This is a genomic window from Pseudothermotoga hypogea DSM 11164 = NBRC 106472 (assembly GCF_000816145.1).
GTDB classification, from domain to species: domain Bacteria; phylum Thermotogota; class Thermotogae; order Thermotogales; family DSM-5069; genus Pseudothermotoga_A; species Pseudothermotoga_A hypogea.
The window spans coordinates 1,895,622-1,915,081 of sequence record NZ_CP007141.1 but is presented as its reverse complement, the minus strand read 5'-3'; the positions used below and the strand labels follow the sequence as shown (position 1 = coordinate 1,915,081).

Below are 19,460 nucleotides of genomic sequence, written 5' to 3'. Positions count from 1 at the left end.
CAAAAGGCGGGCTCACGCCCGCCTTTTGTTTTTGAAGGAAAGTTCTTCGCCGGGATAGAAAATTGATGTGTGAGGTGTGAAGATGGAAGAACTGTTTAGAGAGATCGAAAGGTGTGTCAGTTTGAAAGATTTTTCCAAGGCAAAGGAGCTCGCCCAAAAGATCGAACCCGAGTCGATGAGGCACAACATGCTTGGAGTTCTTTTCTACCAAGAAAATGAGTTGGACAAAGCTTTGGAACACTTTCAAAAAGCTTTGAAGCTCGATCCGACCAACGACGATGTGCTTTTCAATCTTTCGAAGGTCTTGTTCGAGAAGAAGAATTTCTTCGAATCTTGGCGCTATCTGACGAGGATCAAAGACAAAACTTGGGAAGTGTACGATCTTTTGGGAGACACACAACTCGCACAGAACAACGTTCCCATGGCGTTGCATTATTATTCGAAAGCCGCACAATTGAGCGACCTACCACAGATGAAGGAGAAGTTCGAGCAAGCAAAGATAAAATTCAAAAGGCCTGAGAAAATCGCGATCTTTTGCTTGCCAGGTTTGGACAACTTCATAAAGGACATCGCACAGGTGCTCTCGAACGTTTTTGAAGTGAAATTGATCGTGACGACAGATGGAAATCAGATAGTTCAAGCCTACAAGTGGGCCGACATCGTCTGGCTCGAATGGGCGAACGAGCTGGCGGTGGAGATCACGAACAAGTTGGAGAAGATGGGGAAACGGATTCTGTGCAGACTTCATGGTTATGAATCTCTCAGACCGGATTTTCTCAGATCTATAAAATGGGAAAAAATTGACGAAGTGATCTTTGTTGCTCAAAACGTTTTAGAGACGGCCATTCAGAATTGTGATCATTTAAAACGAAAAGAAAGGACTTTAATCCATAATGGCTTGGATTTGAACAAGTACACTTTTAAGCAAAGATCCAAGGGACCAAATCTCGCTTTTGCAGGACATTTCAATTATAAAAAGAATCCAGTTTTAGCTGTGCAAATTCTGAAAAAACTTGTCTCACTGGACGAACGGTACAACCTTCAATGGGCTGGCACCATTCAAGATGAGCGTATGTACAGGTATATTGGATACATCCTTGAGAGGATGGGAATAAGAGAAAAGTTTCATTTTGTCGGGTGGAAAGACGACATCAATTCGTTTCTGGAAAATAAAAACTTCTTTCTCTCGACCAGTATACACGAAGGCTATGGAGTAGCTATTATGGAAGCCATGGCGAAAGGTATAAAACCAGTCATCCACAACTTTTATGTGGCAGAGGAATTCTATCCGAAAGACTGGATCTTCAACACAGTTGATGAAGCCGTCGAGATGATAACGTCCAATGATTATGATTCTGAAAGGTATAGAAGATTCATTGAGGATGTTTGTTCCCTAGAAAAACAAATCTCCGAGATTTTCAGAGTCTTGCTTCAACGTGTATCCGTATCCTCCAACACAGTTTCGGAAATCAATTGTGAAATCAGGAAGAGCTATAGAATCTTTAATCCTCTCGAGTATGGTATCAAAGTGAACATCAGCAACTATGAAGATGAACTTGAGATGAAACTCAACCAAGCTAAGGCTTTCATTAATCAGGTTCCGACGGATCTCCTCATCAACAACGTTGTGCCTTTGATCATCGATTTCTTGGAGGAGTTCATTGGAAAAGGGATACCATATCAGAAAACCGTTTACTACGCATTTCTCAAGGATCTCCATGAAAAGGGATACTACAAGCAGCCACCAGAACCGATCATTTCGAAGTTTCTCGAAGTTTTTGAGTCGATCAAACGCACAGGAAAAATATTGAAACCCATAGTCGCTTTTCACAACGATGGAAACCTGATGGTTTTTGATCCTTTGAAGCGACAACAAGTTAGAATCCCTGATAGCGTTTCTCTTTTAGTTGCTAGTGGCCACCACAGAGTCGCAATCGCAAAGTTTCTGGGTATGAGAACAGTTCCAACGTACGTTGTATCAAATCAGTTCGTCGGCGACGAAGGTGCTCTAGGAATCTTGATAACGTATTGGCAACCTTATTTGCAAGAAGCTTTGCCGGTTTACGTGAAATATATCCAGGAGGCGTATGTCGGAGCGTTTGATGGAAGCTATCAAAGCACCATCGATCAGGCGAAAAAAGAAATTGTCGAAAAGTTTGTTCTCAGAGTGAAACCTAAAACTCTCATAGACATAGGTTGCAACAGAGGTGAGCTTTCCTATCGTTTTCTAATGTATGGTGTGGACGTTCTGGGTGTAGATATCTCACCAAGGGAGAAGCTCAACCTACCCCCTGACTACAAATTCATACAGTTGGACGTAGTTAAGCAAGATCTCCCACAGATAGCCGATGTGATACTTTTCCTGAGCGTTTATCACCACATACTTTACAACCATGGTAAAGACAAGGCAGATGAGGTTTTCCACAGGCTCTTCAAACAGTGTCGCTTTCTTGTTTTCGACTCGGGGCACCCTGAGGAATCTGGACTTTACAGGCAGGGTTGGATAAAGGAAATGCAGAAGCACTTCAAAACGGAGAAAGAATTGTTCGATCACTTCGGTCTGAATTACTTTGTGTTAGGTAAATGGCGAACCACCCAGGGAGACGAGAGAACGATCGTTGTCTTCGAGAACAAAGACTTCAGCTGAACTCGCTCCGAATGAATTTTCAGTTGTAACCCTTGTGACATCTGGCGATCATCGCTGAATCGTCAACACTCATGCTCTGTCCGTTGTGAATTCGCAAGCCGAATTGGATAGAATGAACTTGGGGGTGATCTAATGCGAAAGATCTTTTCGATCATACTTGCTCTTTACGTGACCGTCCTCTTTTCAGCCACCACGATCGTTGTTCACTACCACAGGTTCGATGGAAACTACGAAGGTTGGAACCTCTGGATCTGGCCCGTTGAGCCGATAGGACAAGAAGGGAAAGCCTACCAATTCACCGAGGCCGACGATTTTGGCCTCAAAGCTACGGTCGTTCTGGACATGGACTTGACAAAGGTCGGAATCATCGTCAGACTCAAAGAGTGGGAAGCCAAAGATGTCGCAAAGGACAGGTTCATAGAGATCGAGAATAACTTCGCTGAAGTCTGGATCCTGCAGGGGGTGGAGGAGATTTTCAAACAAAGGCCGGACACGAGTCCAAGAATTTTCTTTGCAAGACTCAAAGACTTTTCGACGATAGAAGCCTACGCCACCAATCCGATCGAAACGAAAACCTATCTCGACAGGGTGAAGCTCTTCGTCGATGAAAGAGAGGTGAAACTTGCAAGTTTAGAAAAAGCCGATCCAACCGATATAACCAGAACCAGACACTTCTTGGTGAATCTGGCAGAACCACTCAGTGAAGAAGACCTCTCGAGGGACATCTTCTTGCACGTGGAAGGTTTCAAGCCTGCGAGGGTGTACGCGATCGAGGTTTTGGACCAACTCTACTACGACGGTCCGTTGGGTTGTTTCTACACACCTCAGTTCAGCGAGTTTTACGTTTGGTCACCCGTGAGCAAATGGGTGAAGCTTTTGCTCTACAAGGATGAAAAGGAAGAGCCAGACTTGATCGTGGACATGCAGAGACTCGAAAAAGGCTCTTGGTATGCCAAGCTGGAGGGAGACCTCGAAGGCTGGCTCTACAGATACAGATACTTCAATTACGGCAAAGAAAGAGAATCGGTCGATCCGTATTCAAAAGCTGTTTCTGTGAAGAGTCGCTACAGCGCGATCGTAGACTTTCAAAAGACTAATCCTTCTGATTGGGAGAAAGACACTTGGGTGAAGCTCGATTCGTACGTGGATGCGATCATCTACGAGATACACGTAGCCGACATGACAGGTTCTCCAACGAGTGGTGTGAAAAACAAATGCAGTTACCTCGGTTTGATAGAGGAAGGCACGAGAGGTCCAAACGGCGTCACCACTGGGTTGGATCACATCAAAGAACTCGGTGTGACGCACGTTCACATCCTGCCTGTGAACGATTTCTACACTGGAGATGAGATCAACAGAGACTTCGAAAACCACTACAACTGGGGTTATGATCCGTACCTCTACATGGCAGTGGAAGGCATGTACAGTTTGAATCCGTTCGATCCAGCTGAGCGAATAAAAGAGTTCAAAAGGATGGTTCAGGCCTTCCACAGGAACAACATCGGCGTGATCTTGGACGTGGTATTCCCGCACACCTACGGTGTAGGTGACCTTTCACCGCTGGATCAGGCCGTGCCTTACTATTACTACCGCGTGGACAAAACGGGACAGTACGTCAACGAGAGTGGCGTTGGAAACACCACGGCGAGCGAAAGGTTGATGATGAGAAGACTCATAGTCGACACGGTGGTCTATTGGACGAAGGAATTCCACGTGGATGGTTTTCGCTTCGACCAGATGGGTTTGATAGACAAGCAGACGATGCTTTTGGTCGAAAAAACTCTGAGAGAGATCAATCCAAACGTGATCATCTACGGTGAGCCTTGGGGTGGCTGGGGTACACAGCCGAGGTTTGGAAAACATCATCTTGGAGATGCGAAAATCGCAGTGTTCAACGATTCCATCAGAGATGCGATCCGTGGTTCTGTGTTCAATCCAACGGTGAAAGGCTTCGTGCTTGGAACGATCGGTGCCGAGACGAGATTGAAGCGCGGTGTCGTGGGAAGTATAGATTACGGTGGAACGATCAAAGACTTCGCATCTTCACCCGAGCAGACCATAAACTACGCTGAATGTCACGACAACCACACGCTTTGGGACAAAAATTACCTTGCCGCGAAGGCCGACAGAACGAGGACTTGGACGGAAGAAGAGCTCAAGAACGCGCAAGAACTCGCCGGAGTCATCCTTCTGACGAGCCAAGGCGTTCCGTTCCTCCACGCGGGTCAAGACTTCTGCAGAACGAAGAACTTCAACGACAACTCTTACAACGCCCCGATCTCTTTGAACGCGCTCGATTACGGAAGGAAGGCGCAGTTCATAGACGTGTTCGAATACCATAAAGGTTTGATAGAACTCAGAAGAACACATCCCGCCTTCAGAATGAGAGATGCAGAGCAGATCAAAAAGCATCTGGTTTTTTTGGACGCACCAAGGCGCGTCGTTGCGTTCATGTTGAAAGATCATGCAAACGACGATCCTTGGAAAGAGATCTTGGTGATCTACAACGGCAACGTGCAACCGGTGGAATTCGAACTGCCGGAAGGAGAATGGAACGTCGCGGTGGACGATGAAAGCGCGGGTGTGGAAGCTCTGTACAAGCTCGCTGGAAAGATCGAGCTCAAACCGATCAGCGCGCTGGTGATGTTCAAGGAGTGAAGTGATTGAACCAGTGCAACGAGAAGTTCTGATTCATAAGCCTTTCGCTTTGAAGTTTAACTGAACTTTTGATGACGCAACAAGAAGATAAAAGGAGAAAACAGAAGAAAAACGTCGATCGTTCATGTTAATCACCGACGACAGTCAGCGAGTGGTAAGAACGAGTCGACAGTACTGACGACTCGACTTGACAGTGTGTCTTTCGCAGTTTAACATTGTGTTAGTAAAGTCGCTTAACAAACCAAATCTCGATGGAGTTCTGCAAATCTCGCACTCTGAGTACCACCTAATCCAAAGGGAGGTGGCGTTGTGAAGAGGTCTCTGCTGGCGGCTCTCGTGGTAATCCTCATTCTGTCGGTTTCAGTCTTTGGCAAAGTGAAGATCGTCTACTGGCAGTACTACTTCGAAACGAAAGTCAAAGCCATCGACGAGCTCATCAAGGAATTTCAGAAACTCTATCCAGACATCGAGGTCGAACACGTGACGTTCCCTTACGAAGCCTTCAACGAAAAGGTGGCGGCATCTGTCCCGGCTGGTACCGGACCAGATGTCGTGAATCTCTACTACGGATGGATACCGAAGTACGTCACGTCAGGTTATCTGCAACCACTTCCAGAAAACGAGTTCTCCGATGAATACTTCCAGAAAAACTTCTTCCCGTTCGTGGCAAAAGGTGTCGAGTTCATGGGTAAAAGATACGCCATACCCATAGCCGTGAGAAGCCTCGCGTTGTTCTGGAACAAAGATCTCTTCAAGGAAGCCAAACTCGATCCTGAAAAGCCACCAAGGACCTTGCAAGAACTGGTAGAAATGGCGAAGAAGCTCACCAAGTACGACAAACAGGGCAACATAGTTCAAGCCGGTCTGGCGACCCAGCCATCCGGGCAGGGCCATCATTGGATAAGGGAAGTCCTCGTCAGGCAGTTTGGAGGAGCACCTTACAACCAAGACTACACAAAGGTAACGTACTACGAAGTATCACAAGCATTGAAGTTCTACACCGACCTCATAACTGTTCACAAGGTCGGTTATCCAGGATTCATGAACGACGATATAACTGCCTTCACGTCACAAGCGGCAGCCATGAACATCGATGGATCGTTCAGAATCTCGGCACTCAAGAAAGCTGGTATAAACTTCGGTGTAGCTGAACTGCCCGAACACAACGGTATCAGATCGAACTTTGCTTCCTTCTGGGCGAACGGGATCACGAAGAACTGCACCGGAGAGAAACTGGATGCTGCAATTAAGTTCTTGAAGTTCCTCGCGAGCGAAAAGGTCATGGAGATGTGGCTTGAGAAAGTTGGAGAACTTCCCGCTAACCCTGCCGTGGCTCAGAAATACTACAACGACCCGATATACGGCCCGTTCTTGAGAGGACTCGAGTACGCACATGCGACCTTCTTCGTGGACGAAACGGCTCAAAGAAAAGTCATGATGGACGCCGTCGACAAAGTGTGGCTCAAGGGTGTATCTCCCGAGCAAGCCTTCAGGGAGGCCGCACAGGAGGAGCAAGTGATTCTCGACAAGTTCTGGAAGTCGGTTGGTAAGTGAAACGTGGGCGCGACTCGGTCGCGCCCCTTTGGGGTGAGATCGTGAAGTTGAGGCATAAGAAAGTGCTGACCGCGTACCTTTTTCTCTCGATACCCCTTTTGTTTTTCGCCTTCATACGGTTCTATCCGATGATTTCCGCATTTTACATGAGCTTCACCAACTGGAACATCATATCTCCCGTCAGGAAACTCGTTGGGTTATCGAACTATGTGGGTATATTCAAGGACCCGGTATTCATGATCAGTCTTTTCAACACGCTCAAGTACGTTCTTTATGGTGTTCCAAGCGTGATAGTGCTCTCGTTGGCACTTGCGCTGTTGTTGAACAACGTGACAAAGTTTCAAAGTTTCTACAGGCTAATCTACGTTATGCCGTACATAACGCCGATCGTTGCCACGAGTTGGGTTTGGCGTTGGATGTACCAAAAGCCACCGACCGGCGTCATAAACAACTTTCTCAGCTTCCTAGGATTACCAGCGAGAAATTTTCTTATGAGTACGACGGAAGCATTGCCATCCATAGTGGCGACGACAGTGTGGGTCGAGATCGGATATTGTGTGATCATCTTTCTTGCGGGGCTTCAAAACATACCAAAAGAATACCTCGAGGCCGCAAGGGTGGACGGCGCAAATCGAAGACAGTTGTTGTTCAAGATAACGATTCCCTTGCTGAACCCAGTGATAGTGTTTTTGTCTGTGATGGAGACTATAATGTTTCTGAGAATATTCACACAGGTATACAACATGACCGATCAAGGCTCGGGCGGACCGCTCAACTCGACACTACCCTTAGTCCTCTACATCTACCAAAAGGCTTTCAAATCCTTCGACATGGGCACAGCGGCAGCTGCGACTGTCGTGCTCTTCCTCATGATACTCAGTATCACTGTACTACAGCTCAAAGTACTGAACAGAAGAGTTCAATATTGAGGTGGTGACATGGCCAGATCCGACAGAATGGTAAAGTTGGTCAGTTACATCGTTTTGACTGCTCTGGCGATAGTGATGATCTTCCCTTTCTTCTGGATGGTTCTGTCGTCTTTGAAACCGTTCAGGGAGATCTACAGGCCCTATCTGTTTCCAAAGTCTCCCACCTTGGCTAACTACCAGAAGATAATGAGCGCTTCATTGTTTCCGAGATGGTTTCTCAACAGTTTGATTGTCGCGCTGTCGACCACCTTTTCTGTGATGTTCTTCGATTCTTTGGTTGGCTACACGATAGCCAAGTACAGCTTTCCAGGACGAAACATCATCTTTCTGTTCATCCTGAGCACATTGATGATCCCCACCGAGATGCTGATAATACCGTGGTACGTGATGTCGTCCAGGCTCGGTTGGATAGATACCTACTGGGGTATCATGTTCCCTGGTATGATCACCGCCTTCGGGATTTTTCTCATGAAACAGTTCATGGAGACGATACCAGACGATCTTTTGGACGCCGCCAGGATCGACGGAGTATCTGAATTTGGAATTTTCTGGAGAGTAGCCCTTCCACTCGTCAAACCTGCTCTGGCTTCACTTGCAATTTTGAATTTCATAGGCAACTGGAACGCGTTCCTATGGCCTTTGATAGTTGTTTCAAAGCCCAGGATGTACACCTTACCTGTTGGCTTGGCAACCTTTTCGAGTGAAAATCTGATGCACTGGGAGCTGATCATGACCGGAGCGACAGTTTCAACGATCCCGTTGATAATCGTCTTTTTGATCTTCCAGAAGCAAATCATCAGGGGCATAATGCTGTCTGGTCTGAAAGGATGATATCGATGAGACTGATCGATTCACACGTTCATTTCCCGCTGGATTTCGTCAGAGAGTCCGAAGACGATCCATGGTTGAAAAGAAACAAGGAAAAATGGTTGAAAGCGTGGAATTTCCCCAAGCCACAACGGATAGACGATTTCGACGAACTCTGTAGACTGTGGTACTCGGAAGCGCAGAAGTACAACATAGAAAAGATCGTCTTCGTGACAGCGAACGGTAACGAGAACATGATAAGACTCGTCGCGAGTCATCCAGACAGGTTCGTTGGTTATGCTCATCACGATCCGTCAAATGAAGGTGCTGCGGAAGAGCTCGAAAGGTGCATCGAAAAAGGGCTCAAGGGGTACAAAATCTTGGGACCCAAGGTCAACACGCCTCTGAACGACAGGTCGCTGTGTCCCGTTTGGGAGGTTGCCAACGCGCACGAGATACCCGTTTTGATTCACTTCGGTATCTTGGGTGCAGCCGGTGGGATCGCGTACCACGTTAACATAAATCCGTTGATCATACACGACGTTGCGAAGCAGTTCAAGAGGATCAAATTCATCGTGCCACACTTCGGGTGTGGTTACGTGTTCGAAACGCTCAACCTCTGTTGGGCGTGTCCGAACGTGTATATCGATACGAGCGGCTCGAACCAGTGGATGAGATGGATGCCTTACGAGGTCACTTTGCAGACGCTCTTCAGGAAATTCAGAGAAACCATTGGTGCAGACAGAATCATCTTCGGTACCGATTCGAGTTGGTTCCCACGGGGATTTGCGAAGGTCTATCTGGAAGAACAGCTGAGGGCGATGATCGAGGTCGGTTACAGTGACGAGGAGATAGAAAAAGTCCTATACAAGAATATGAATACCATCTTGGAGATGGTCAAGTGAGTTTTTCGAGAGTTTACAAAGAAACGGTCCTGGACAGCTCTTTCGAAAACTGGAAGAAGCTCTTGAACCATTACTTTCGAATCAACGAGGCTCACCTGCTCATGCTGGCGAAAACTGAGATTCTACCGAAATCGCTTGTCGTAGAGATTGCACAGGCGCTTTCAGAGCTCGAAAATGAAAAGATCGATGAGAAATTACCAGATGGCGTAGAGGACCTCGTTTTTCTGATTGAGCGAAAGTTATCGCAGAAGATAGGTATTGAAAAGGCTGGTTTCCTCCACACTGCGCGCAGCAGGAACGACATAGATGCAACCATTTTCAGAATGTGCGTTCGCGAAAAGCTCCTGGAGATCGCGGCTGAATTGATCGATCTGGTGGAAAGGCTATCAAAAAAGGCCGAACAAAACGTTCGAACATTCCTGCTCATGTACACGCATGGTCAACCCGCCCAACCTTCGACCTTAGCACATTATTTGCTCTCTCTGGCCTTCGATTCTCTGGAGGTTCTGGAAGGATTGATCTTGGCCACACGTGTTGTGAACCTCTGTCCCATGGGATCTGCCGCCATAACGACGACAGGTTTCAGAATCGACAGAGAGATCGTGAGTGATTATCTCGGTTTCTTCGAGCCTATCGAAAATTCCTACAGGGCGATCGTCACATCGAACTGGATCAACATGGCTCTTGATCCACTCAAAGTTCTTGCGATCGATCTGGCGAGGTTTGCTCAAGACGTTCTTCATAAAGCTTCCTGTGAGGTTGGTATCTTCAGCTTTCCTGACGAACTGGTACAGATCAGCAGTATAATGCCACAGAAGAGGAATCCTGTTATCCTTGAACATTTGAGGATAAGATCGAGTGTTTCTTTTGGATTCTTCAATGCCGTGGAGGTTGCTTTTCTCAACACGCCGTACCAGGACGTTAACGAGAACGGAGATTTTGTCTTGTTCAAGTTTTTGGATGGAGCCGAGGTCTTGAAGCAAGCCTTGAAACTGACGAAGGAGATCATCGAGAAGATGACCGTGAACGAAGACAGAGTCAAAGAACTCTCACTCTCCACAGGTTCCACAGCGACGGAACTCGCCGATCATCTCGTGAGAGAGTTTCGAATCAGTTTTCGCCAAGCGCACCAGATAGTCTCCGAGTACATCAAGAGTGGCATGCGGTACGGTTCATTGGTGGAGAATTTTGAAAGGCTCACGGGGAAGAGATTCACAATGAGCCCCTCGAAGGTCGCTGAGGTGCTTTCGGTGGAGAACTTTGTGCGAGTCAGGCAGGTGATGGGTGGGCCGGGTGAAAAAAGTATCGAAGAGATGCTTGAAAAACTGCGAGAACGCATTCGAAGGGGTGAACGCGTGATCGAGGAGACGAAGATTTTCATAGAAGAGAGTCTGAAAAAGCTGTGGAACGATTTTGCGTCACTCGTTGCAGGAGGTTGAAAGATCAAAGATTTCTGGTGGCCAAAGCGGCTGAAAGAAACATCTTTGTTTCCTTCGTGAGGTTCCCCCGTTTATACTGAATTCAGCGTGATGAAAAAGATGTTCTGCGAAGATCTCAGTTCTTGTAACGTTTGCACGAGCGTGGTTGACCTTCGTGATGGACGTGGTGATATAATTTGGTTAACAGATGAAGGAGAGGTGAGAGCGTGAAACAAGTGAAGGTGTTTCTAAGTGTGCTTCTTCTGATTTCGTTCGTACTCTTCGCCAGAACCGTCACCGTGGGAACGAGTGCAGACTTTCCACCCTTCGAGTACATCGAGAACGGACAGTTCGTCGGCTTCGATATGGACCTCATGCGCGAGATAGCCAAGATCGCAGGCTTCGAACTGAAGTTCGTGGACATGAGCTTTGATTCACTCATACCAGCTCTGAGGGCAGGCCAAATCGATGTTGCTGCCGCGGCAATGACGATAACGGAAGAAAGGAAAAAGGTCGTGGATTTCTCGATGCCTTACTGGTCTGCAGATCAGAGCATAATCGTGAAGGCAGATTCGGATTTCACGATCACAGTGCTGTTTGGAAAGTACAGAATAGGTGTTCAAACAGGTACGACGGGTGATCTGTGGTGCACGGAGAACTTGGTCCAGAAAGGACTTTTACCTGAGCGAAACTTGAAGAGGTACGACACCTTCATTCTTGCTCTCAGCGATCTTTTGAACGGTAACATCGACGCGATAGTTTTGGATTCACCGGTTGCGAACAGATTCGCCGCGACGAAGCCTGTGAAGGTCGTGGGCATCATTGTAACGGGAGAACAGTACGGTATAGCCGTCAGAAAGGGTAACAAGGAGCTTTTGGACAAGATCAATCAAGCTTTGAAAACTCTGATCGAAACGGGCAAGATCAACGAGTTGATCGACAAATACTTTTGAGGAGTGCGTGGGGGGTTAAGGGATAGACAGCTTGATATTGATCGTCGAGTCTTTACCGATACTCCTGAAGGGTACGTTGGTGACGATCCAGCTGACGTTGGCGGGGTTGGCGCTCGGGCTCGTCATAGCCATCCCGGTGAGTTTCTTTCAGGTCTATGGGGCGCGTGTACCGCGCCTCGTTTGTTCCATATATGAAAAGACCTTCAGGAGCATCCCATTGTTGGTCCTCTTGATGCTCATCTTTTACGGTTTAGCTGAAGTTGGTGTGAGGCTCGATCCTTTCGTGGCTTGCGTTCTGGGACTGGGGTTGAGGAGTTCTGCCTATCAGTCCCAAATCTTTCGTGGGGCAATCCTTTCCGTGGGCAAGGGCCAGACCGTTGCGGCCCTCTCAATAGGCATGACGCGCTTTCAGACCTTTCGATACATCGTCTTTCCACAAGCGCTTCGCTTCTCCATCGCTCCTTGGACCAACGAACTCACGGTTGTCTTGAAAGACTCCTCCATGGCCTACGCGCTCGGAGTGGTTGAGCTGTTGAGACAGGGAAGCTACATCATCGCGCGAACCTACGAACCCATGGTGATATTCCTCCTCTGCGCCGGGATATACCTTGCATTAACGGTCTTTGCAAACAGAATCTTGACCTTCGTTGAGAAGAAGTTGAGAATACCTGGATTCGAGACGAGGGAGGTTGTGCATTGAATCAGGAACCAGTCCTCATGGTTGTGGATCTGAGGAAAAAGTATGGAGCAACAGAGATCTTGAAGGGTGTGTCGCTCGAGTTGAAGAAAGGAGAAACCAAGGTGATAATCGGCCCGAGTGGCACTGGAAAGAGCACGCTCTTGTTGTGCATAAACAGGTTGGTCGAACCAGACTCTGGGAAAGTCTTTCTGGAAGGAGAGGAGATAACATCTAAGAACGCCCACAGGATGAGACAGAAGATCGGTTTCGTCTTTCAGGATTTCAACCTGTTCAATCACTTGACGGCCCTCGACAACGTGAGGATAGGATTGATCAAGGTTCAAAAACTTCCGAAAGACGAAGCGACTCAGATAGCCTTGGAACAGTTGAGAAAGGTGGGTTTGGCAGATAAAGCACACCTTTATCCGTCGCAACTTTCTGGTGGTCAAAAACAGCGCGTCGCCATAGCGAGGGCTTTGGCGATGAGACCGAAGTTGATACTCTTCGATGAACCAACGTCCGCATTGGATCCAGAGTTGATAGGCGAGGTGCTCTCGGTCATGATAGACCTTGCAAAGAGTGGCATGACGATGCTCGTGGTCACTCACGAGCTTGGATTTGCAAGGAGCGTGGCGGACGAGATCGTGTTCATGGAGAACGGTGTGATCGTCGAACAGGGACCTCCGTCTGAGATCTTCACGAATCCCAAGGTTGAAAGGACTAGACAGTTTCTCAGAAGGCTCACAGAGCTTTACGGTGAGGAGAGAAGATGAGTTTTGCCGAGGTGTTCGTTCAAGCGATCCCAAAGCTTTTGAACGGTCTGATCGTCACATTCTACATGACCGCCTTCGCGGCGATCTTCGGACTTCTGTTTGGAACGCTCCTGTGTGTCTGGCGTGTTTACGCCAACAAAGTGGTGAGCTTTCTCAGCGCAACGTTCATAGAACTCATAAGAGGTACTCCTATGCTTGTTCAGCTCTTCATCCTCTACTACGGTCTTCCAGTCTATGGGATAAGGTTTTCCCCGCTGGTTGCGGCTCTCATCGGCTTCACAATGAACAGTGCAGCTTATCAAGCTGAGTACATAAGGGGTGCGATACAGTCGATAGGTTCAGGACAGATGAGGGCAGCTCTGTCCATCGGGATGAGCAAGTGGCAAGCGGTGAGGTTGATCATCCTACCGCAAGCGTTGAGACGCGTCATTCCAGCTTGGACGAACGAGTTCATATACCTGCTCAAGTACACCTCCATGGCTTACATCATAGGCGCACCCGAGATGATGGCACAAGCCAAGTTCATCGCGAGCAGGAACTTCGAGTTCTTCAAAGTTTATCTGATCACCGCTCTGATCTATCTGACAGTCGTTTGGATCTCATCTTTCTTCTTCGCGTGGTTGGAGAGAAAGCTCAGAATACCTGGAACGGTCGTTGGGGAGAGATGATAGGACTCGACGTGGCATAATTTATATCGAGGAGGAAGATTTCTCATGATCCAGAACAGCTTACTCTTCGACAACGGAACTCACAAATTCTACTTTCTTGGGTGGGAAGAGAAGGAAGAAGAGATCGTTCAGACGAACCAGTACTTGATAGTCGACGGAAACGAAGCTGTTTTGCTCGATCCAGGTGGTGCCCACGTGTTTCCAAGAGTGCTGGCGAACGTTTCCGAAGTGGTGGATCCCTCGAGAATAACCCACATCTTTTACACCCACCAAGATCCCGACGTGACGAGTGGTATCATCCTGTGGCTCTCGATCGCCGAGAACAGCAAAGTCTACATCTCGAACCTCTGGATCCGCTTTTTGCCACACTTCGGGGTGTTCGATCAAAGAAGGGTGGTCGCCATACCAGATCATGGGGATGTTATCAGGCTCAAGAGTGGAAATGTACTCGAGTTGATACCATCGCACTATTTGCATTCAACTGGGAATTTCACGTTGTACGATCCGACTGCCAAGATACTCTTCTCAGGTGACATCGGTACTTGTGTTTTTCCGGCTGGAAAGAGGTATCGAGAGACCGAAGATTTCGAATCGCACGTGAAGAACATGGAACTGTTCCACAGAAGGTACATGACGAGCAGCGTCGCATGCAGAAAATGGGTAGAGATCGTTTCGAAGAAGCAGATTCAACAGATTGCACCACAGCATGGCGCAGTGATGAAAGGCGCTTGTGTTCGAAAATTCTTCGATTGGCTCAGGGATCTCAAATGTGGAGTTGACTTGATAGATCAATTCTACGGGAAGTGATAGCTTGGACAAGAAGACCTTTGACAAAATTTCTTCTGCGTTCTTTGCGGAAAACTTGATGACCAGTTTCATGAATCAGCTGGACGAAGCGCTCGTCTCGAGGGTTCTCGATCTTCAAAGGCAGATCGGTTCGGTGATGGAGAAATTTTCCAAGATGAGCGGAGAGCTGTCGGAACTGCAAACGAAGTTCTCCAGAGACAGTGAGGCGCTCGAGTCGGCTTTCGAGGCCATAAAGAAAGTCGGTAGCCAGATGGAATCTCAGCTGTCCCAGTCTGGTGCCAGCTTGGAACAGGCGAGCGAGAAGTTCGAAAGTGCACTGGAACAAACTTCTATGACGATCGAGAGCTTCAGGGAAGCTCAAACGATGGTTGAGAAGATCAACACCATCGCGAAACAGACCAAGTTGTTGGCACTGAACGCTTCGATTGAGGCTGCGAGGGCTGGTGAGTTCGGTAGAGGCTTTGCCGTGGTGGCAGCAGAGATACAGAAGCTCGCCACCGAGTCGGGTGTTGCTGCGCAGGAGATAACGAAGAAGGTCCAACAGCTCAGTGAGATGATAGAGAAGTCCATCGAGGGTCTGAGAGTGGTTGGTCAAATCTTTGAGGTCTTCAAGAATTCCACCGCGCAGATGCTGTCTTTCTTGAGGCAAAACGCTGATGTGATCGTTCAGACCAGTGAAACGTTCAAAGAGGCACAAGAGAATTTCGAAAGACAAGGTGAGTCCATTGAAGAGACCTACCGAGTCTTGCAGAATGCCAACGAGAAGTTCAACGCCATGCTCAGGGTCATAAGCTCAGTGGTGAAGGCGCAACAGAAGCTCAAAGATGTGAAGCTCTGAGTTCAGCGTGATTTTTTGGACTTGTCGATGATCTGCACGTGTGGGCAGAAATCTGAAACCAGCTCAACGACTTCCTGTCTCTTTTCCAAAGTTGAAAACATCACACTGCGCGAACCTTTCTTGAACACGAACGTGGCTGAGTAGCGGCCTTTACTTTGCATTCTTGGTAGTATTATCTTTTCAAGTTCCTGCGCGTTGAATTTTCTTCTTCCAACGCCTGGAAGGACCAATTCGAAATCACTGATGAAGATCCCTTTCGCGTAAGCGAAGTACTGTAAAGTCTCGAAAATGTTCGTCAGAGCGATGATGGGCAAAAAGAAAACCAACACGAACCACGTTACGCCAGCGAAGTACATTACAGCGAGGAAGACAAACGAAAAGATCCATTGCATTATCATGGAAACGAGGAGCGATCTGATCAACCCTTCATCGTAGATCCACATGTTCTCACCGAATGGATTTTACCAGAGGAACGGGCGAAAAAGGCATCGTTGTATCCGTTCAAAGTCCAATCTTCGCAAAGTTGTATTGCCTCCGAATGAAGACTTTTTGATTCTGTTCGGGGTGTGCTATCTTTCTGTTAGAAAGCTTGCCAAACTTTGCGAAAGGAGAATGCTTGTGCAGATCGAGTACGTAGACAGAAGTCATTCTAACTGTGTCAAGTATGATGCCATCAGGGCCAAGTACGGTGATGACGTCTTACCGGCATGGATCGCGGACATGGACGTGAAGGTGTGCCCCAACATGCTCGAGGCGTTCCGTAAGAGAGTCGAACACGCGGTCTTCGGCTACACGTTCAGACCGAGCGAATACTACGAAGCGATCGCTCAGTGGTACGAGAAGAGGCATGGTTTCTCCGTGGAAAAGAGTTGGATCGTAGACGGCCCCAATGTTATGCCCATGATGGCGTTGTTCATCAACGTTCTCACAGAACCCAACGATGAGATCGTCATTCAACCACCTGTGTACCCACCTTTCTTCAACGTGATCAGAAGAAACAAGCGACGGATCGTGGAGAACAGACTGAAAAGAGTGAACGATAGATACGTCATGGACCTTGAGGATCTCGAAGGCACTTTGTCCAGAAGGAAGATCAAGTTGATCATCCTTTCAAACCCACACAATCCTGTTGGAAGGGCGTGGATGTACGAGGAGTTGAAGGAACTTGCTCAACTTTGTTCGAGGTATGGGACCATCATCATCAGCGACGAGATACACGCAGACATCGTGTACGAACCGTTCCGATTCACGACGATCCTCAAGGCTGGTCTTGAAAACGTGATCGTTTTGAACTCCGCTGGCAAGAGCTTCAACGTGCCTGGCTTGACGAACGGGTATGGAATAGTGCCGAACGAGAAGTTGAGAAAGCTTTACAACGAAGCTTTGGAAGCTTTTGAACTGACAACACCGAACATCTTCGGAGCTTTGGCTTTGCAAATCGCCTACACGGAATGTGAAGAATGGCTCAGAGCTTTGCTACAGAAACTTCGTCAAAACAGAGATTTCGCGTACAGTTTCATAAAACAAAACATGCCGCTGATCGACGTTCCCTTGCCAGAAGCGACTTTCTTGATGTGGCTGGATTGTTCGAACCTCGGATTAGAGAATCCGCAGAAGTTCTTTTTGGAAAAAGCTAAGGTCTATCTGAACAACGGTGCGGATTTTGGTGAACCCAAGGGTGTAAGATTGAACTTCGCGTGTTGTCCTGAGAATCTGAAGAAGATCCTCGAATCGTTGAAGAGAGCTTACGATCTATTAACTCGATTTGGCCGCGATTTCGAGTGCTAAACTCCTCACTAAAAAAGCGGCATCCTCAGAGGGATGCCGCCGTCTTGATCGTTCATTTGGAATTCGTTTAGAGTTCCGCTGTCAGAAATCAAAGAGTCTGGCGCATCTAACCGATCTAGTGGGGCAGAAACGTCGGACTCGGATAAAGAGTTGGTTGCTCATTGTCTAAATATACCGTGAAAAAGTAAGCTTTGTTCTGAACGTTTTTGATCGTGATCATGGGAATCTCTGTTGCCACTTTCGTAGCTGAGTAGGTCAGTGCGATGTTGATCATGTAGACCTTTTCAACGAAGTCCGGTGCACCACTCACTTGATAAAACTTGTAGTTCGTATACTCAACGACGTTGGTGACCTCTATCTTGGTGGGAGTGGCTGTACCGCCAAACTTTAGAAATTGTCGAAACCAATAAACGACGCTGCTGGCGTAGTCCGACATTTCGGAGTCATCGGGTTCGACGTAGACCAACTCTGTTGCGCTGGCTGTAAATACGATGTCCAAAAGATCCTTTGCCAATTGTGTTGGTGATTTCCCGAACAGATCGAGCATGGTACACCCAGCCAAGATCAGCGTAACTGTGACGACACTGACAAACACCAACCTACCGTACCTCACATGCATCCCCCTTCGAGCGTGATTTACTGAAGCAATTATACTACAAGACTATCGAAAGTTGTATCACTCTGAACAGTTCGAGTGATGATTTTCATACCCTGTTCTCTCTGAGGATCCTCTCGAGAACTTGGTCGGTGATTCTGTAACGATCTTGGAATTTTTCTACGAGAGACAGCTTTTGAAGCGTTTCGAGCACGGAGAAAAGTCTTGAATCGCTCACGAAGTCTCCCCTGGCGTGGAGCACGTTCTTCAATCCTGTCCACGTGTTGATGCCAATGGCGATCGATTTCAAAACTGTCATGTAACGTGGACTTCTTTTGGTGATCTCTGAAAGTTCTTTTTCGAACAACACGCTCATCGTTGAGAAGACTTCCTGAAGGGCCTTATCCTTGTTCTTCATCGTCATGTACTTGAGTCCGAACAGAACCAGATAGCCCACAATGCCGTCTAACTGTTTCACAACCTCGGAGAGATCGAAATCGATTTTTTCTTCGAGTTCTTCGAAACCTTTCCTGAGGAACTCCAGTGACAGTTCAAAGCTGAAAGGCTTCACTGTGAGGAACCCCATGGCTCTGCCGTACAAAGGCGAATCGGGATCTTCGAACTTCAAGAAATCGTGAAGCATACCAACTTCCGAACCTGTGAAGATAAACCTCACGTGGGGCAGATTGTCGTAGCTGTACGCCAACAACATCCGTATCTCTTCCCCGCCCCTTGCGCCGTAGAATTTCAAATACTGGGCTTCATCGAAGAAGACGATGAAATTCTTGTTGTTTTTCGCGGCGAAGGCTTCGAGCTTTTCGAACATGTCGGAAAGTTCGAACTGTTTCGCATCGATTTCCACTGAGCTCCCATGGATACTGATTCCTCGAATCTTTCTCAAGAACGACGAGAGTTTCTCGATTTTCGAAATCTTGTTCAGCTCTTCACCGACCAGCCTCGTCAGATGCAGCGATGAGATGTTCCCAAAAGACATCTCGTACAGCTTTCTCACGTCGATCGACATGAAGTAATTCTCATGCTCGTTGAGATAGACCCTTATCAAGGAAGACTTTCCGACCCTGCGAAGGCCAGTGACCACCACGATGGGATAGATGTTCAAAAGCTTTTCGAGCTCAGAGAGTTCTTCCTCTCTGTCGAAAAGTTCTTCTCTGGTCGCTTTTGGTGTAGAAGAGAACAACATTGAACCACCCCGATGGTATTGTATCACTTTCGGGGGCGGAAGTTACTAACGCCTGCGGAAGTAGTTTTCTTCTCGACGAATTTCAAACAAAAACCCGCCTCACGGCGGGTTTGGTGCCGAGGGCGGGAGTCGAACCCGCACGAGGGGGTCAACCCTCAACTGATTTTGAGTCAGTCGCGTCTGCCAGTTCCGCCACCTCGGCGTACACACAAATTTTATCACACACAGTGCAACCGATCA

The 19,460-nt window shown here is 47.7% G+C and carries 17 protein-coding genes and 1 tRNA gene; 14 read left to right on the top strand and 4 right to left on the bottom strand.

The window, feature by feature from the left end:
• Positions 1-82 precede the first annotated feature (82 nt).
• The 13 genes from AJ81_RS09370 (at position 83) to AJ81_RS09310 (ending at position 15,636) form a co-directional block, all read left to right on the top strand.
• Complete coding sequence (locus AJ81_RS09370) at positions 83-2,647, top strand: glycosyltransferase (RefSeq protein WP_064462348.1); 2,565 nt, start codon at positions 83-85, stop codon at positions 2,645-2,647.
• Between the two features lie 132 nt (positions 2,648-2,779).
• On the top strand, positions 2,780-5,305 hold the full coding sequence (pulA, locus tag AJ81_RS09365) for a type I pullulanase (protein ID WP_031502450.1): 2,526 nt from the start codon (positions 2,780-2,782) through the stop codon (positions 5,303-5,305).
• A 309-nt stretch (positions 5,306-5,614) separates the two neighbouring features.
• A complete protein-coding gene (locus AJ81_RS09360; protein WP_031502447.1) occupies positions 5,615-6,859 on the top strand; it encodes an extracellular solute-binding protein in 1,245 nt (414 codons plus the stop codon).
• A 41-nt stretch (positions 6,860-6,900) separates the two neighbouring features.
• Positions 6,901-7,788, top strand: a complete 888-nt coding sequence (locus AJ81_RS09355) for a carbohydrate ABC transporter permease (RefSeq protein WP_051368929.1) — start codon at positions 6,901-6,903, stop codon at positions 7,786-7,788.
• A gap of 9 nt (positions 7,789-7,797) precedes the next feature.
• Positions 7,798-8,619 carry a carbohydrate ABC transporter permease gene (locus AJ81_RS09350; protein ID WP_031502443.1) on the top strand — a complete coding sequence of 274 codons (822 nt, stop codon included), beginning with the start codon at positions 7,798-7,800 and terminating at the stop codon, positions 8,617-8,619.
• A gap of 5 nt (positions 8,620-8,624) precedes the next feature.
• The gene (locus AJ81_RS09345) at positions 8,625-9,500 is read left to right on the top strand and encodes an amidohydrolase family protein (RefSeq protein WP_038059585.1); all 876 of its coding nucleotides are present in this window, start codon (positions 8,625-8,627) and stop codon (positions 9,498-9,500) included.
• Positions 9,497-10,939 (top strand): argininosuccinate lyase, encoded by a 1,443-nt coding sequence (argH, locus tag AJ81_RS09340; protein WP_051368930.1) that lies wholly within the window; start codon positions 9,497-9,499, stop codon positions 10,937-10,939. Before AJ81_RS09345 ends, argH begins: the two co-directional genes overlap by 4 nt.
• 206 nt (positions 10,940-11,145) lie before the next feature.
• The gene (locus AJ81_RS09335; RefSeq protein ID WP_031502437.1) at positions 11,146-11,871 is read left to right on the top strand and encodes a basic amino acid ABC transporter substrate-binding protein; all 726 of its coding nucleotides are present in this window, start codon (positions 11,146-11,148) and stop codon (positions 11,869-11,871) included.
• Positions 11,872-11,902: 31 nt separating this feature from the next.
• Positions 11,903-12,571 (top strand): amino acid ABC transporter permease, encoded by a 669-nt coding sequence (locus AJ81_RS09330; protein ID WP_231845437.1) that lies wholly within the window; start codon positions 11,903-11,905, stop codon positions 12,569-12,571.
• A 17-nt stretch (positions 12,572-12,588) separates the two neighbouring features.
• The gene (locus tag AJ81_RS09325; RefSeq protein WP_038059584.1) at positions 12,589-13,323 is read left to right on the top strand and encodes an amino acid ABC transporter ATP-binding protein; all 735 of its coding nucleotides are present in this window, start codon (positions 12,589-12,591) and stop codon (positions 13,321-13,323) included.
• Positions 13,320-13,991, top strand: coding sequence for an amino acid ABC transporter permease (locus tag AJ81_RS09320; RefSeq protein ID WP_031502432.1), 672 nt, complete (start codon positions 13,320-13,322; stop codon positions 13,989-13,991). The genes AJ81_RS09325 and AJ81_RS09320 overlap by 4 nt, the downstream gene beginning before the upstream one ends.
• Before the next feature lie 45 nt (positions 13,992-14,036).
• Positions 14,037-14,798 (top strand): oxygen-binding di-iron domain-containing protein, encoded by a 762-nt coding sequence (locus AJ81_RS09315; protein ID WP_031502430.1) that lies wholly within the window; start codon positions 14,037-14,039, stop codon positions 14,796-14,798.
• A gap of 4 nt (positions 14,799-14,802) precedes the next feature.
• Positions 14,803-15,636, top strand: coding sequence for a methyl-accepting chemotaxis protein (locus tag AJ81_RS09310; protein WP_031502428.1), 834 nt, complete (start codon positions 14,803-14,805; stop codon positions 15,634-15,636).
• Positions 15,637-15,638: 2 nt separating this feature from the next.
• Here AJ81_RS09310 and AJ81_RS09305 read toward each other — a convergent pair whose 3' ends face one another.
• On the bottom strand, positions 15,639-16,058 hold the full coding sequence (locus tag AJ81_RS09305) for a hypothetical protein (RefSeq protein ID WP_154655772.1): 420 nt from the start codon (positions 16,056-16,058) through the stop codon (positions 15,639-15,641).
• Positions 16,059-16,185: 127 nt separating this feature from the next.
• Here AJ81_RS09305 and AJ81_RS09300 point away from each other — a divergent pair, with 127 nt between their 5' ends.
• Positions 16,186-17,424: a MalY/PatB family protein gene (locus tag AJ81_RS09300; protein WP_231845438.1), complete on the top strand. Its 1,239-nt coding sequence runs from the start codon at positions 16,186-16,188 to the stop codon at positions 17,422-17,424.
• Between the two features lie 115 nt (positions 17,425-17,539).
• Here the strand turns inward: AJ81_RS09300 and AJ81_RS09295 are convergent, their stop codons facing one another.
• From AJ81_RS09295 to AJ81_RS09285, 3 genes are all read right to left on the bottom strand, one after another.
• Positions 17,540-18,037 (bottom strand): hypothetical protein, encoded by a 498-nt coding sequence (locus AJ81_RS09295; protein ID WP_031502422.1) that lies wholly within the window; start codon positions 18,035-18,037, stop codon positions 17,540-17,542.
• Between the two features lie 91 nt (positions 18,038-18,128).
• Positions 18,129-19,220 (bottom strand): AAA family ATPase, encoded by a 1,092-nt coding sequence (locus tag AJ81_RS09290; protein ID WP_031502420.1) that lies wholly within the window; start codon positions 19,218-19,220, stop codon positions 18,129-18,131.
• Positions 19,221-19,331: 111 nt separating this feature from the next.
• Positions 19,332-19,422, bottom strand: a tRNA-Leu gene (locus AJ81_RS09285).
• Between the last annotated feature and the right edge of the window lie 38 nt (positions 19,423-19,460).

Bases quoted from the DNA above. Each gene is read 5' to 3' on its own strand.
- AJ81_RS09370 (WP_064462348.1), top strand. From the start codon at position 83: ATGGAAGAACTGTTTAGAGAGATCGAAAGGTGTGTCAGTTTGAAAGAT.
- pulA (WP_031502450.1), top strand. From the start codon at position 2,780: ATGCGAAAGATCTTTTCGATCATACTTGCTCTTTACGTGACCGTCCTC.
- AJ81_RS09350 (WP_031502443.1), top strand. From the start codon at position 7,798: ATGGCCAGATCCGACAGAATGGTAAAGTTGGTCAGTTACATCGTTTTG.
- AJ81_RS09345 (WP_038059585.1), top strand. From the start codon at position 8,625: ATGAGACTGATCGATTCACACGTTCATTTCCCGCTGGATTTCGTCAGA.
- AJ81_RS09325 (WP_038059584.1), top strand. From the start codon at position 12,589: ATGGTTGTGGATCTGAGGAAAAAGTATGGAGCAACAGAGATCTTGAAG.
- AJ81_RS09320 (WP_031502432.1), top strand. From the start codon at position 13,320: ATGAGTTTTGCCGAGGTGTTCGTTCAAGCGATCCCAAAGCTTTTGAAC.
- AJ81_RS09315 (WP_031502430.1), top strand. From the start codon at position 14,037: ATGATCCAGAACAGCTTACTCTTCGACAACGGAACTCACAAATTCTAC.
- AJ81_RS09290 (WP_031502420.1), bottom strand. From the start codon at position 19,220: ATGTTGTTCTCTTCTACACCAAAAGCGACCAGAGAAGAACTTTTCGAC.